Origin of the sequence: Cyanobium sp. HWJ4-Hawea (genome assembly GCF_024345815.1) — a bacterium.
GTDB lineage: Bacteria > Cyanobacteriota > Cyanobacteriia > PCC-6307 > Cyanobiaceae > Cyanobium_A.
The window spans coordinates 1-13,329 of the sequence record NZ_JAGQBV010000006.1 but is presented as its reverse complement, the minus strand read 5'-3'; the positions used below and the strand labels follow the sequence as shown (position 1 = coordinate 13,329).

The following is a 13,329-nucleotide window of genomic DNA, read 5'->3' as shown; positions in this document are numbered from 1 at the left end:
GAATCCGGTTGAAACCCTGTCTCGGCAGTTCAACCCATCTCCCAACGCACCCATTCCCAGCATTTGCGTTGGGGCCCTCCTATCCGGCTCGCCGGTGTTTGATCAGGCGACATGAACAAGACCCCCCTCCCTTCCATTGATTCCCTAGAGCGCCAGTGGTATCTGGTGGATGCGGAGAATCAAACCCTCGGTCGCCTGGCGAGCGAAGTGGCCCAGGTGCTGCGCGGCAAGAACAAGCCCTGCTACACCCCCCACCTGGACACAGGTGATTTTGTGGTCATCATCAACGCCGACAAGGTGAGGGTGAGCGGCAACAAGGCCAACCAAAAGATCTACCGCCGCCATTCCGGCCGTCCCGGCGGCATGAAGACCGAAACCTTTGAGCACCTGCAAGCTCGCCTGCCCGAGCGGATCGTCGAGAAGGCGATCAAGGGCATGCTTCCCCACAACGCCCTGGGCCGTCAGCTGTTCCGCAAACTGAAGGTTTATAAGGGTGCCGAGCACCCCCACGGCGCCCAGCAGCCCCAAGCCCTCGCCCTCGATCCCGCCACCGCCGCCAACCAATGAGCACCTCCAACAAAGTCGTCTATTGGGGTACAGGTCGTCGCAAGACCGCGGTGGCCCGTGTGCGCGTAGTTCCCGGCAGTGGCACCGTGACCATCAACGGCCGCCCCGGTGACAACTACCTGAACTACAACCCGGTTTACCTGGCGGCAGTCCAAGCTCCCCTCAAAACCCTGGGCCTGGCCAAGGAGTACGACATCCTTGTCAATGTGCGTGGCGGCGGCCTGACCGGCCAAGCCGATGCCATTAAGCAAGGTGCGGCCCGCGCCCTTTGCGAGCTTTCCCCCGACAACCGCAAGCCGCTGAAAACCGAAGGTCACCTCAGCCGCGACCCCCGCGCCAAGGAGCGCCGCAAGTACGGCCTGAAGAAAGCCCGTAAGGCTCCTCAGTTCTCCAAGCGCTGATTTTCTTTTTTCCCTTTCAGCAGCATTCTTTCCCAGCCATGGCCAAGGCAGACATCCATCCCACCTGGTACCCCGATGCCAAGGTGATTTGCAACGGAGAAGTGGTTATGACCACCGGCTCCACCTCACCTGAGATCAACGTTGATGTGTGGAGTGGCAACCACCCCTTCTACACAGGCACCCAAAAAATCCTCGATACCGAGGGTCGGGTGGACCGCTTCATGCGCAAGTACGGCATGGGCGGTGGTGAAGCCGCTGCCCCCGCCGACAAGAAGGCTGCGCCAGTCGAAGCAGCTCCAGCCCAGCCAGCGGCGAGCGCGATGGAACCAACCGCTGAAGCACCCGCTGAAGCAGACGCCTGATTGGGTCAGGGCGTTTGACGCCCAAACCCCATCGCCATGGACCTAAACCTGCTCCACGGGCGTCTGGAAACGGCCCGTCGCACCTTTGAAACCCTGGAACGGCAGCTGGCCGATCCAGCTGTGGCCTCCAATCCCACCCAACTGCAAGCCATTGCCCGGGAGCGTTCCCGGCTAGAACCCCTGGTGCTCGACCACCAGCAGCTGCAAAAGCTGGAGCAGGAAGAAAGTGATGCCAGGGCCCTGCTCAAGGAACACCGGGGCGACCCGGCGATGGAGCAACTTGCCAACGAGGAGCTCGCCTGCCTTGCAGAAGCCATGGCCGGCCTGCGCCAGAAGCTCACCCTTGCCCTGCTGCCTAGGGATCCCCGCGACGAACGCAGCGTGATGCTGGAAATAAGGGCCGGTGCCGGTGGAGACGAGGCGGCCATCTGGGCAGGGGATCTGGCCCGAATGTATGAGCGCTATGCCCAAACCATCGGCTGGAAGGTCGATCCGGTCAGTGCCTCAGAAGCCGAACTGGGCGGCTATAAAGAGTTGATCCTGGCCATCAAGGGAGAAGGGGTTTTTAGCCAGCTCAAATTTGAGGCGGGGGTCCATCGGGTACAAAGGGTGCCGGCCACCGAATCCCAGGGGCGGGTGCACACCTCAACGGCCACCGTGGCGGTAATGCCCGAGGCAGACCCCGTGGAGGTGCAAATTGACCCCACCGAAATTGAACTGAGCACGGCCCGTTCCGGTGGCGCTGGCGGTCAAAACGTCAACAAGGTGGAAACGGCCGTCGACCTGCTGCACAAACCGACAGGCATCAGGGTCTTCTGCACCCAGGAGCGCTCCCAGCTACAGAACAGGGAACGGGCCATGGAGATCCTGCGGGCCAAGCTCTACGAGCGCAAGCTGGCTGAGGCAAATGCCGAGGAGCGCTCCATTCGGCTAGCCCAGGTCGGCAGCGGCGACCGCAGTGAAAAAATCCGCACCTACAACTACAAGGACAGCCGCACCACCGACCACCGCCTAGGCCGCAACTTCAGCCTGGAGCCGGTGCTTAATGGGCAGCTGCAGGACCTAATTGGGGCGTGCATTGCCGCCGATCAAAGCCGCCAACTGGAGGAACTGGCCGCCGAAGTAGCCGGCTAGGCAGCCCTTTCATCGCAGCTGCCAATCACGTACTTGGCCCACTCCAGGTGCTGGCCAGCATGGATTTGGCGGCGGGCCTCAAAACTGAGACTGCCCATGGGCCGATGGGGGCTGCGGGCCAGGGGCATGCCCGCCTCCTTCGGGGTGCGGTTGCCCTTGCGCACATTGCAGGGCAAACAGGCCGTGGTCACGTTCTCCCAGGTGTCGCCGCCGCCCCGGCTGCGGGGGAAAACATGGTCTACGGAGAGACGCTCTCCGCTGCAGCCGCAGTATTGGCAACGGTGGCCATCGCGCTGAAAAAGATTGCGTCGAGTCAGGGGCAACTGCCTATAGGGCACCCGCACAAATTGACGCAGGCGAATCACGGTAGGCAGGAGATAATCCTCCCTAATTACGTGGGCTGGATCATGCTCAAGCCCCACCGCCTTGCCCTTGAGCAACATCACCATGGCCCGCCGCCACGTGGTGATATTCAAAGGTTCGTAGGACGCGTTCAGAACGAGAACGTGGCCCATGCCAGCACCCGTATTACGCGGCATGCTAGTGCCAATAATCCGCGACGATGGTGACCCAGGCCACCAATCCACCTTGGCCCCAGGCCAATTTCCCAAGCGCTGAGGGGCTGGAGCGCCAGCGCGCCTGGGTGGAGGTGGATTGCTCCGCCATTGCCGCCAATGCCCGAAGCATTCGGCTGCAACTGGCCGAATCCACCCAACTAATGGCAGTGGTCAAGGCCGATGGTTACGGCCATGGCGCTGTAGCCGTGGCCCAGGCCGCCCTTTCTGGAGGTGCCAGTTCGTTTGGGGTGGCGACCCTGGCTGAAGGCATTGAATTACGCCAGGCCGGCATCCGGGCCCCAGTGCTGGTGCTGGGGAACCTCAACAGCGTTGAGGAGTTGCGCAATTGCCTGCACTGGGAGCTGATGCCCACCATCAGCGGCATGCGCGAAGCCCTGCTCTGTCAAAACCTGGCCCAAAGCAGTGGCCGGCGCATGGCCCTGCAGCTCAAGCTGGATACGGGCATGGCCCGCCTCGGGGCCGACTGGCAGGAGGGCCCCAGGATTGTGGCCGCCATCGCCGACCTAGACGCCGTAAACCTGGCGGGGGTCTATTCCCACCTGGCCAGTGCCGATGCCCCGCCCAACTCCGACGATGGCATTACGGATGAACAGCAGCGGCGCTTCGAGGCGGTGCTTGGGGCCCTCCAGACGCAAGGCCTGGATTCGGGTTGTCGCCACCTGGCCAATTCGGCGGGCACCCTGCGCCACCAAAATCTCCACTACGACCTGGTGAGGGTTGGACTGGCCCTCTACGGCCACAGGCCCGCCGCCCATTTAGGCAATGGGATGCCCCTGAAAAGCGCCATGCGCATCCATGCGCGGGTGAGCCTGATCCGGGAGGTGGCAGCCGGGGTTGGCGTCAGCTATGGCCACCGCTTCCGCACCAGCCGGGCCAGCCGTCTGGCGGTGGTGGGGATCGGCTACGCCGATGGCGTGCCACGCCAGCTCTCAAACCAAATGGAGGTGCTGTTTGGCCAGCAGCGCCTGCCCCAGGTGGGCGCCATCACCATGGACCAGCTGGTGGTCGATGCCAGCGACTGCCCAGGCCTGGAGGTGGGTTCGGTACTGACCCTGCTGGGCGAGGAGGGCGGCCAAGAAATCACCCCAGCCGACTGGAGTGGGCGCTGCCAAACAATCCCCTGGGAAATCCTCTGTGGCTTCAAGCACCGACTACCCAGGCTTGATGCCAAGGGCTGACGGCTCCCAAGCAAGCGTCAGTGCACTGATAAGCTCATCGGGCCACTGGAGAGGTGGCTGAGTGGTTGAAAGCGGCTCCCTGCTAAGGAGTTATAGGAGGTAACTTCTATCGAGGGTTCGAATCCCTCCCTCTCCGTTGTCTAAGCCAATCCACCTGCCACGGCTTTAACTGCGGCAGGTGGAAGTTAGGCGTGCGGCCAACTCCGGCAGCAGTTGGACATCGCGGGCACAGCCCTCGCCCTCACTGAAGACCACCAGCAGCATGGGCCTGTGGCCTGGCGCTTCCACGTAGGCGGCGTCATGGCGAGCCTGGCTCATCCAGCCGGCCTTGCTCCACAGCCGAGCTCCCTGGGGCAGACCAGCCCCTAAAAAACCATCCACCTGGTTTTCCGGATCGGCAGCCCGCAGCTCCCGATCCAAACTGCGCTCCAGCAGCCCGCGCATGCGGCCGCAGGCGGGCGGCGAGACCAGGGCCGAAGCCATAATCCCTTGGAGCAGGCGGGCCGTTAGATCGGTGCTGAGGCGGTTACGGTTTTCCAGCTGGGCCCCGTAAAAATCCCGCTCGCGGCCAAAGGGTCCATCCCCCCAGGTTTTCTGGCAGACATTGGAGCTCAACCATTCCGGCCAAGCCAGCTGGCCATACCACTGGTTCACCAGCTGGCGCTGGCCAATCCAGGCTGCCATCGCTTCAGGCGCCAGCTCCGGGCCACTGGTGGTCCCGCTGAGGCGATCTACCACCAGGGAAGTGGCATCGTTGCTGGAATCTCGGATCATGGCGGCCATGGCCCGGCGCAATTCGTCCGATTCCTTGAGCCAATCGGCCTGGAGCCAGGCCTCAGCGGCCACTAAATAAAAAGCCTTGACCACGCTGGCGGGATAGCGAGGCCGATCTCCCGCCCAGCTGGCCCCCTGCACTGGCCTGGACCAAAACTCTGCCCCACCCAGATCGGCTGCCTGCCCCACCAGGGAAGACTCGTAACTCAACCAGGTGATCGAGAGTTGCTGGGCCAGGCCGGGGCGGCCCTCCAGCTCCAGGGCGCGGACCAAATCGGCCAGGGTCTGGCCCATGGCCGGATCAGGGTTGTAGAACGCCATCACTGCCGGCAAGCGCTGTGGCGACATTAGGCACCAGGAACCCTGCCGTTTTAAGCCCCGTGCCTTTGGGTTCACCGGCGGCCCCCGAATGGTTACGGGCAGGCACTATCTGGCGGCTGCTGGGGCCGATCAACCTCTTCAGCCGTCCGAGGGGTTCCTCCCTGGCAACCCAGGCCTGGGCCGGTCGCCACCTGCTGGTACTCGAGGGGCCAGCGCCCCAAGCCATGGCGACGGCTGCGATCTCCCGCAGATTGCCAGTGCGCCTGCTGGATGATGGCTATCCGGGCTGGATTGAAGTAGATGCCCTGCTGGGCCAGGCCATTAGCGCCCAACGCCCGAAGAACCAGCTACTGGATCGCAGCGCCATTGCCAAGCGGCTTGATGGGGTTGTGGCGTGGGCCCTTGCCGCCCAGCAGAAGGCCAACAGCTACCTCTGGGGCGGCAGCCTCGGGCCTGATTTCGACTGCTCGGGCCTACTGCAAAGTGCCTATGCATCCCAGGGCATCTGGATACCCAGGGACGCCTACCTGCAGGAGCGCTTCTGCCAGCCGGTGGCCGTACGGCCTGGGGTGAGCCAGCTGATGTTGCCTGGAGATTTGATCTTTTTTGGCACTCCCCATCACTGCACCCATGTGGGCCTCCATTTGGGCCAAGGCGCCTACCTGCACAGCTCCGGGTCAAGCAACGGCCACAACGGTCTGGCCATCGACAACCTGGCCCCCCAGAACAGCAACCCCGTGGCCTGCCACTACCGGGAAAGCCTTCGGGGCGCCGGCAGGGTAATGCGCTGCCATGACGGCACTGCTCTGCCATGAAGACCCTGCCCGCCTAGTTTCGAGGCCTGGAGCATCCACCCCATGTCTGCTGTTCAGCTCTCCGTAGTGGTGCCCCTCTACAACGAGCAGGAGAGCCTCAGGCCCCTGATGGGCCAACTGCTCGGCGCCCTAAGGCCCCTGGGTTTGGGCTTTGAAATAGTGCTGGTGGATGACGGCTCCAAGGATCAAAGCGCTGCCGTGCTGGCCGAGCTGGGCGGGGAGGTGCCAGAGCTGGTGGCGGTGCTGTTGCGGCGCAACTACGGCCAAACAGCTGCCATGGCCGCAGGCTTCGATGCCAGCAGCGGCGCCGTGATTGTGACCCTCGATGGGGACCTCCAAAACGATCCCGCCGACATTCCCCTGCTCCTCAACCGACTGGAAGAGGGTTACGACCTGGTCAGCGGCTGGCGACATCGGCGAAAAGACGCAGCCATCAGCCGGTTGCTGCCATCCCTGCTGGCCAATTTGCTGATCGCCCGAGTTACAGGCGTGCGCCTACACGACTACGGCTGCTCCCTAAAGGCCTACCGCCGGGAGGTGCTGGAAGACCTCAACCTCTACGGCGAACTCCATCGCTTCCTGCCCGCATTGGCCTTCATCGAGGGCGCCAGGATCAGCGAAGTGAAGGTGAACCACCAACCGCGCCGCTTCGGCGAAAGCAAATACGGAATAGATCGCACCTTCCGGGTGCTGATGGATCTGCTGACGGTGTGGTTCATGAAGCGCTTTCTGACCCGACCGATGCATGTCTTTGGCCTCTGGGGCCTCGGATCGATCGGGCTGGGAATGGTGCTCAGCTTCTATCTCCTGGGGGAAAAGGTGTTTGCCCAGGCCGACATCGGCAACCGGCCGCTGCTGATGGTGGCGTTTCTAGCCCTGATTACCGGTGTACAGCTCTTCTGCTTTGGCCTGCTGGCAGAGGTACAAATGCGCACATATCACGAAAGTCAAGGCCGACCCATCTACCGGGTCAGGGCGGCATTGCGGGGCAAACGCCCCTGAGGCTTGGCGCTGGCCAAGGCCCCTGGACTGCCCCTGAAAAGATCCATGGCCCGAGCCGCCTCATGGGCCACCTGGGGGCTGACATCGCGCAGGCCACGCTTCAGCAAAGGCAGGGTGCTGCGGTGGCCCCAGGCCCGAGCGGCCTGGATGGCAGCCAAGCGCGAGCCCGTATCTCCCTGGAGTTGATGTTGCAAAAGGCGAAGCAAGTCAGCTCGCTCGCGGGCCCCTGCAGGGGCAACAAAAGCTGAGGCAGTGCCGCCAGCCACGGCAGCAGCCTCCTGGACCAGCTCAATTTGGGTCCTGTTCAACAGGGCAACGGCGGCGGCATCGAGACCGACCAGCGGCGAAGGACGACGCCGGCTGCTTAACCACAACAGGACGGCCAAAACCGCTGCAGCTGCACCAAGGGTTTGGGGGTTCATGGATTGAACTTTTATGTCGCCGGATCGGGCCCAGGAAGGTGGCCCCGGGGGACCTCTTTACAGTACCAACGGTTGTTATTGGTCCCTGCCATGACTGGAGAATTTGCTGCAGCCTGGCTGCCCTCGGTGTTCGTGCCCCTAGTAGGGATCCTTGGACCAGCGGTGGCCATGGCCCTGTTGTTCAACGTGATCGAAGCCCGCAACTGAGCTGCGCCCTGAGCCCAATGCCCTTCCTTCTGCCGACCTACCTATCGCCACCATGACCGTGACCCCCGTGGCCGACCCCTGCGTCGGCAATTTGGCCACTCCCGTTAACAGCAGCTATTTCAGCCGGGCATTTTTGGGTGCTCTGCCGGCCTACCGCCCTTCCCTGTCCCCGAATCGCCGCGGCTTGGAAGTTGGTATGGCCCATGGCTTCTTTCTCTACGGCCCCTTTGCCATCTGCGGCCCCCTGCGCCTCACCGAGTACGCAAGCACCGCAGGCCTCCTGGCCACCATTGGCCTGGTCTCGATCCTGACGGTTTGCCTGTCGATCTATGGCACCGCGGGCAATGGTCCGAACGTCCAGCCGGCCGATGCCACGATCGACAATCCCCCCTCCGACCTTTTCACCAAGGCTGGTTGGGCTGAATTTGCCAGTGGCTTCTGGCTTGGTGGTTGCGGTGGTGCCGCCTTCGCCTGGTTCCTGGTGGGCACCTCAATCGTTGCCCCCCTGGTCAATATCGCCGGTGGCGTCTGGAGCGTTAACTAAACCAGGCCCCAAGCCCTACAAGCTCAACAAGCCCTGCCAAATCGGCGGGGCTTTTTTAATGGGCAGGCACTAGGCAAATCAACAAGCAGCCGCCCAATCAAGATGGCAGCAGCCAAGTCACACACCCCTATGACTATCCGCCCCCTGCTGCTGACTGGTTTCAGCCTGGCAGCAGCATTGCTCTTGGCTGGCTGCCAGAACTTTTGCCCCAAGGCCGAGCCAGCTGCTGCGGGCCATCAGGCCACCATCACCTGTCTGCGCAGCGAGCGCGCCCAGACCGATGGCATTGAGCTGAAGTGCGAAGACTGGAGCTACGTGCAAAAGAACTACCCAACTGCCTCTGGCCATAAAAAACCCCCGGGGTGAACCGGGGGTGAGGTCGTCCCTCGAGGTGGAGCAAGGGGCTGAAATCAGCCAAACTTGCCAGAAGTAGATGCGATCAGGAAGGCTGCGTACGTGAGTATGTAGCCTATCGTGAAGTGGGCAAGACCCACCACACGGGCCTGAACGATCGAGAGAGCCACAGGCTTATCGCGCCAGCCCACCAAGTTGGCGAGCGGAGTGCGCTGATGGGCCCAGACAATCGTCTCAATCAGTTCCTGCCAATAACCGCGCCAGGAGATCAGGAACATGAAGCCGGTGGCCCACACCAGGTGACCGAACAGGAACATCCAGGACCAGACGGCCAGGTTGTTACTGCCAAACGGGTTGTAACCGTTGATCAGCTGGGAGCTGTTGAGCCACAGGTAGTCGCGTAACCAACCCATCAGATAGGTGCTGGATTCGTTGAACTGGGCCACGTTGCCCTGCCAAATAGCAAGGTGCTTCCAGTGCCAGTAGAAGGTGACCCAACCCACGGTGTTCAGAGCCCAGAAAACCGACAGATAGAAGGAATCCCAAGCTGAGATGTCACAGGTACCGCCGCGGCCGGGGCCGTCGCAGGGGAAGGAGTAGCCGAAGTCCTTTTTGTCGGGCATCAGCTTGGAACCCCGGGCGTCCAAGGCGCCCTTCACCAGGATCAAGGTGGTGGTGTGCAGTCCCAACGCGATGGCGTGGTGCACGAGGAAGTCGCCAGGGCCAATCGGCAGGAAGAGATCGCTGCTGCCGTTGATGGCATCCATCCAACCGGGCATGTAGGCAGCACCGGCGGTGCTGGCTGCGCTGCCGGCGTTGGACAGGAGCACATCCATGCCATACATCGCCTTACCGCTAGCGGCTTGAACGAATTGGGCAAAGACAGGCTCTACCAGGATCTGCTTCTCGGGGGTACCGAAGGCAACTACTACGTCGTTGTGGACGTAAAGACCCAGGGTGTGGAAACCGAGGAACAGGGAAACCCAGCTCAGGTGGCTGATGATTGCTTCCTTGTGCTCAAGCATCCGACCAAGGACGTTGTCCTTGTTCGCTTCCGGGTCGTAGTCGCGGATGAAGAAGATCGCACCGTGGGCGAAGGCACCGCACATCAGGAAGATGGCGATGTACTGGTGGTGGGTATAGAGGGCAGCCTGGGTGGTGTAGTCCTTTGCGATAAACGCATAGGACGGCATCGCATACATGTGCTGCGCCACCAAACTCGTCACCACACCAAGGCTGGCCAGGGCCAAACCAAGTTGGAAGTGGAGAGAATTGTTGATGGTGTCGTAAAGACCCTTGTGGCCAGCTCCAAGTGCGCCGCCAAAGGGGGTGCCCTTAGGGGGGTTGTGGGCATCAAGGATCTCCCGGATCGAATGCCCAATACCGAAGTTGGTCCGGTACATGTGGCCGGCGATCACAAAGAGACAGCCAATCGCCAGGTGGTGATGGGCAATGTCGGTGAGCCAGAGAGCTTCGGTTTGGGGGTGGAAACCACCAAGGAAGGTGAGGATGGCGGTGCCTGAACCCTCAGTCGTACCAAAGATTTGGTAGGCGGTGTCAGGGTTCTGGGCATACACACCCCAGTTACCGGTGAAGAACGGCGCCAGGCCGGCGGGGTGGGGCAGAACGGAAAGGAAGTTGTCCCAACCGACGTGCTGACCACGGGCCTCAGGGATGGCGACGTGCACCAGGTGACCGGCCCAAGCAATCGAGCTGAAGCCGAACAGAACAGCCAGGTGGTGGTTCAGGCGGGATTCAGCGTTCTTGAACCAGGCCAAGGAAGGCCGGAACTTGGGCTGGAGGTGTAACCAACCGGCGAACAGGGCCCAAGCCGACAGGATCATCATGAAGATGGAACCCTGGTAAAGCTCGGCGTTGGTGGTCATACCGATCGTGTACCACCAGTGGTACAGACCGGAATAGGCAATGTTCACCGGAGAAGAAGCACCCGCTTGGGTAAAGGCCGCAATTGCGCCCTCGCCAAAGTGGGGATCCCAGATCGCGTGAGCGATGGGACGGACATGCAGCGGATCGGCGACCCACTGCTCAAAGTTGCCCTGCCAGGCGATATGGAACAGGTTGCCCGAAACCCAGAGGCCAATGATGGCCAGGTGACCGAAGTGGGTGGAGAACAGCTTTTGGTAAAGCCGCTCCTCGGTCATTCCGTCATGGCTCTCGAAATCGTGAGCCGTGGCGATGCCGTACCAAATACGGCGGGTTGTCGGGTCCTGTGCCAGACCCTGGCTAAACGAAGGAAATTTCGTTGCCATGAGGAAAGGTCAGGAGGAGGTCAGCCGACCGCGACAATGCGGGCCAGGAAGAATGCCCAGGTCGTAGCAATACCGCCCAACAGATAGTGGGCGACACCGACGGCACGGCCTTGGGTGATGGAGAGCGCCCGCGGTTGAATCGCAGGAGCCACCCTCAGCTTGTTGTGAGCCCAGACGATGGACTCAATCAGTTCTTGCCAGTAGCCGCGGCCACTGAACAGGAACATCAGGCTGAAGGCCCAGATGAAGTGGGCACCTAGGAACATCAGGCCGTAGGCACTGGAGCTCGAGCCGTAGCTGTTGATCACTTGTGCGGCCTGGGCCCAGAGGAAGTCCCGCAGCCAACCATTAATGGTGATGGCGCTTTGGGCAAAGTTGCCGTTGGTGATGTGCTGGACGCTGCCGTCGGCATTGACGGTGCCCCACACGTCGCTCTGCATCTTCCAGGAGAAGTGGAAAATGACGATCGACAGGGAGTTGTACATCCAGAACAGGCCGAGGAACACGTGGTCCCAAGCCGACACCTGACAGGTACCGCCACGGCCAGGGCCGTCGCAGGGGAAGCGGAAGCCCAGGTTTGCCTTGTCGGGCACAAGCCTGGAGCTGCGCGCATAGAGCACACCCTTCAGCAGGATCAACACGGTGACGTGGATCGTGAAGGCGTGGATGTGGTGCACCATGAAGTCGGCCGTTCCCAAGGGGATCGGACCGGCGGCGACCTTGCCACCCACGGCCACAACCGTGCCGTTGAACACTTCGCTAACGCTGGCCAGGGCGTTGGGCGCGGTGCTGCCGGCGGCGGCGGCGTGGAGGCCTTGGATCCATTGCGCGAAGATGGGCTTCAGGGCAATGGCGGAGTCGCTGAACATGTCCTGGGGACGGCCCAGGGCACGCATGGTGTCGTTGTGGATATAGAGGCCGAAGCTGTGGAAGCCCAGCCAAATGCACACCCAGTTGAGGTGGCTGATGATGGCGTCACGGGCCTTGAGCACCCGGTCGAGCACGTTGTCTACGTGCTTGGCGGGGTCGTAATCGCGAATCATCGCGATGGCGGCGTGGGCCCCAGCACCAACGATCAAGAATCCGCCAATCCAGGTGTGATGGGTAAAGATCGACAGCTGGGTGGGGTAATCGATCCCGATGTAGGGATAGGGAGGCATCGCATACATGTGCTGGGCCACGATGATGCTCAGGGATCCGAGCAGCGCGAGGTTCACAGCCAGTTGGGCGTGCCAAGAAGTGGTCATGAACTCAAAGAGTCCGTCATGACCATTGGGGGCAGGGAACAGGAGAGGATCACCCTTCTGGCCTTCCAGAATCTCCTTAATACTGTGGCCAATGCCCCAGTTGGTCCGGTACATGTGACCGGCCACGATGAACAGCACCGCAATCGCCAAGTGGTGATGGGCGATGTCAGTCATCCAGAGACTTCCGGTAACGGGATTCAGACCACCCTTAAAGGTGAGGAAATCGCCGTAGGCGGCCCAGTTACCCGAGAAAAAGGCTGAAACACCAGCCCCGAAACCGGGATAAATCTGGGAAATCAGATCCTGATTCAGGAACTCGTGGGGCAGGGGAATGTCTGCATAGGTGGCGATGGTCTTGCCGTTGAGCACCAGCGGGTTGCCGGCGTCGATGGCATCCATCAGCGCAGTGGTGGGAAGGGACACATGCAAGAGGTGCCCAGTCCAGGAAAGGGAGCCCAAGCCGAGGAGGCCCGCCAGATGGTGGTTGAGCATCGACTCAACGTTCTGGAACCACTCGAGCTTTGGAGCTGCCTTGTGATAGTGAAAAACGCCGGCATTGAGCATCAAGCCGGCCATCACCAGAGCACCGATGGCCAGGGCCAACAGCTGGGTTTCGTTGGTGATGCCCCAAGCCCTCCACACGTGGAAAAGACCTGAGGTGATCTGAATGCCGTGGAAGCCGGCACCCACATCGCCATTGAGAATCTCCTGGCCAAAAATTGGCCAGACAACCTGCGCGGAAGGCTTTACGTGCAGGGGATCTACCAACCAACCGGAGTAGTTGGAGAAGCGGGCTCCATGGAAGAAGGCGCCGCTAAGCCAGATGAAAATGACGGCCAGGTGGCCGAAGTGAGCCGAAAAAATCTTGCGAGAAACCTCTTCGAGGTCGCTCGTGTGGCTATCGAAATCGTGAGCGTTGGCGTGGAGGTTCCAAACCCAGGTTGTGGTTTTGGGACCCTTGGCAAGGCTGCGGTCGAAGTGGCCGGGCTTTTCGAAAAGCTCGAACGACACCGGAACTGGGTTCCGGTCGACCATGTCCTTTGCCTTGTTCCCACGCTCTGGTGGGCTGATGGTCATCGAGAGGTTCCTCGAGGGACGGAATCGAGGTGGAAGGTCCACCCCTGGAGGCGGATGCACCGGTAGAGCTGCAAAA

The 13,329-nt window shown here is 61.6% G+C and carries 15 protein-coding genes and 1 tRNA gene; 11 read left to right on the top strand and 5 right to left on the bottom strand.

The features are described 5' to 3' along the window. Positions 1 to 111: 111 nt before the first annotated feature. The 4 genes from rplM to prfA are packed head-to-tail and all read left to right on the top strand — an operon-like array spanning position 112 to position 2,464. Positions 112 to 567 (top strand): 50S ribosomal protein L13, encoded by a 456-nt coding sequence (gene rplM / locus KBY58_RS02360; protein ID WP_254934827.1) that lies wholly within the window; start codon positions 112 to 114, stop codon positions 565 to 567. Then, positions 564 to 968: a 30S ribosomal protein S9 gene (gene rpsI, locus KBY58_RS02355; protein WP_254934828.1), complete on the top strand. Its 405-nt coding sequence runs from the start codon at positions 564 to 566 to the stop codon at positions 966 to 968. The genes rplM and rpsI overlap by 4 nt, the downstream gene beginning before the upstream one ends. Before the next feature lie 38 nt (positions 969 to 1,006). Beyond that, entirely contained in the window at positions 1,007 to 1,330 is a 324-nt protein-coding gene (gene rpmE, locus KBY58_RS02350; RefSeq protein WP_255002676.1) for a 50S ribosomal protein L31, read from the top strand. Positions 1,331 to 1,366: 36 nt separating this feature from the next. Continuing rightward, on the top strand, positions 1,367 to 2,464 hold the full coding sequence (gene prfA / locus KBY58_RS02345; RefSeq protein WP_254934830.1) for a peptide chain release factor 1: 1,098 nt from the start codon (positions 1,367 to 1,369) through the stop codon (positions 2,462 to 2,464). Here the strand turns inward: prfA and KBY58_RS02340 are convergent. After that, positions 2,461 to 2,979 (bottom strand): HNH endonuclease, encoded by a 519-nt coding sequence (locus KBY58_RS02340; protein WP_255002675.1) that lies wholly within the window; start codon positions 2,977 to 2,979, stop codon positions 2,461 to 2,463. The two genes, prfA and KBY58_RS02340, sit on opposite strands and share 4 nt — an antisense overlap. A gap of 107 nt (positions 2,980 to 3,086) precedes the next feature. Here KBY58_RS02340 and alr point away from each other — a divergent pair, with 107 nt between their 5' ends. Both alr and KBY58_RS02330 read left to right on the top strand, forming a co-directional pair. Next, positions 3,087 to 4,220, top strand: a complete 1,134-nt coding sequence (gene alr / locus KBY58_RS02335; RefSeq protein ID WP_255002706.1) for an alanine racemase — start codon at positions 3,087 to 3,089, stop codon at positions 4,218 to 4,220. Positions 4,221 to 4,267: 47 nt separating this feature from the next. Continuing rightward, a tRNA-Ser gene (locus KBY58_RS02330) sits at positions 4,268 to 4,356 on the top strand. Positions 4,357 to 4,385: 29 nt separating this feature from the next. Here the strand turns inward: KBY58_RS02330 and KBY58_RS02325 are convergent. Next, positions 4,386 to 5,315, bottom strand: a complete 930-nt coding sequence (locus KBY58_RS02325; protein WP_255002674.1) for a serine hydrolase — start codon at positions 5,313 to 5,315, stop codon at positions 4,386 to 4,388. Positions 5,316 to 5,374: 59 nt separating this feature from the next. On the opposite strand from KBY58_RS02325, the gene KBY58_RS02320 reads away from it, so the two are divergent. Next, complete coding sequence (locus KBY58_RS02320) at positions 5,375 to 6,130, top strand: C40 family peptidase (protein ID WP_255002672.1); 756 nt, start codon at positions 5,375 to 5,377, stop codon at positions 6,128 to 6,130. Between the two features lie 42 nt (positions 6,131 to 6,172). Continuing rightward, positions 6,173 to 7,132 carry a glycosyltransferase family 2 protein gene (locus KBY58_RS02315; RefSeq protein ID WP_255002671.1) on the top strand — a complete coding sequence of 320 codons (960 nt, stop codon included), beginning with the start codon at positions 6,173 to 6,175 and terminating at the stop codon, positions 7,130 to 7,132. Here KBY58_RS02315 and KBY58_RS02310 read toward each other — a convergent pair. Beyond that, positions 7,093 to 7,554, bottom strand: coding sequence for a HEAT repeat domain-containing protein (locus KBY58_RS02310; protein WP_255002670.1), 462 nt, complete (start codon positions 7,552 to 7,554; stop codon positions 7,093 to 7,095). The genes KBY58_RS02315 and KBY58_RS02310 overlap by 40 nt on opposite strands. Before the next feature lie 90 nt (positions 7,555 to 7,644). On the opposite strand from KBY58_RS02310, the gene KBY58_RS02305 reads away from it, so the two are divergent. The 3 genes from KBY58_RS02305 (at position 7,645) to KBY58_RS02295 (ending at position 8,671) form a co-directional block, all read left to right on the top strand. Further along, positions 7,645 to 7,761, top strand: a complete 117-nt coding sequence (locus KBY58_RS02305) for a photosystem I reaction center subunit VIII (protein WP_254934834.1) — start codon at positions 7,645 to 7,647, stop codon at positions 7,759 to 7,761. 52 nt (positions 7,762 to 7,813) lie between these two features. Continuing rightward, complete coding sequence (locus KBY58_RS02300) at positions 7,814 to 8,305, top strand: photosystem I reaction center subunit XI (protein ID WP_254934835.1); 492 nt, start codon at positions 7,814 to 7,816, stop codon at positions 8,303 to 8,305. Between the two features lie 129 nt (positions 8,306 to 8,434). Beyond that, a complete protein-coding gene (locus tag KBY58_RS02295) occupies positions 8,435 to 8,671 on the top strand; it encodes a hypothetical protein (RefSeq protein ID WP_254934836.1) in 237 nt (78 codons plus the stop codon). A 44-nt stretch (positions 8,672 to 8,715) separates the two neighbouring features. On the opposite strand, the gene psaB is transcribed toward KBY58_RS02295, so the two are convergent. Continuing rightward, a complete protein-coding gene (psaB, locus tag KBY58_RS02290; protein ID WP_255002669.1) occupies positions 8,716 to 10,929 on the bottom strand; it encodes a photosystem I core protein PsaB in 2,214 nt (737 codons plus the stop codon). A gap of 20 nt (positions 10,930 to 10,949) precedes the next feature. Further along, positions 10,950 to 13,253 carry a photosystem I core protein PsaA gene (gene psaA / locus KBY58_RS02285; RefSeq protein ID WP_255002705.1) on the bottom strand — a complete coding sequence of 768 codons (2,304 nt, stop codon included), beginning with the start codon at positions 13,251 to 13,253 and terminating at the stop codon, positions 10,950 to 10,952. Positions 13,254 to 13,329 lie beyond the last annotated feature (76 nt).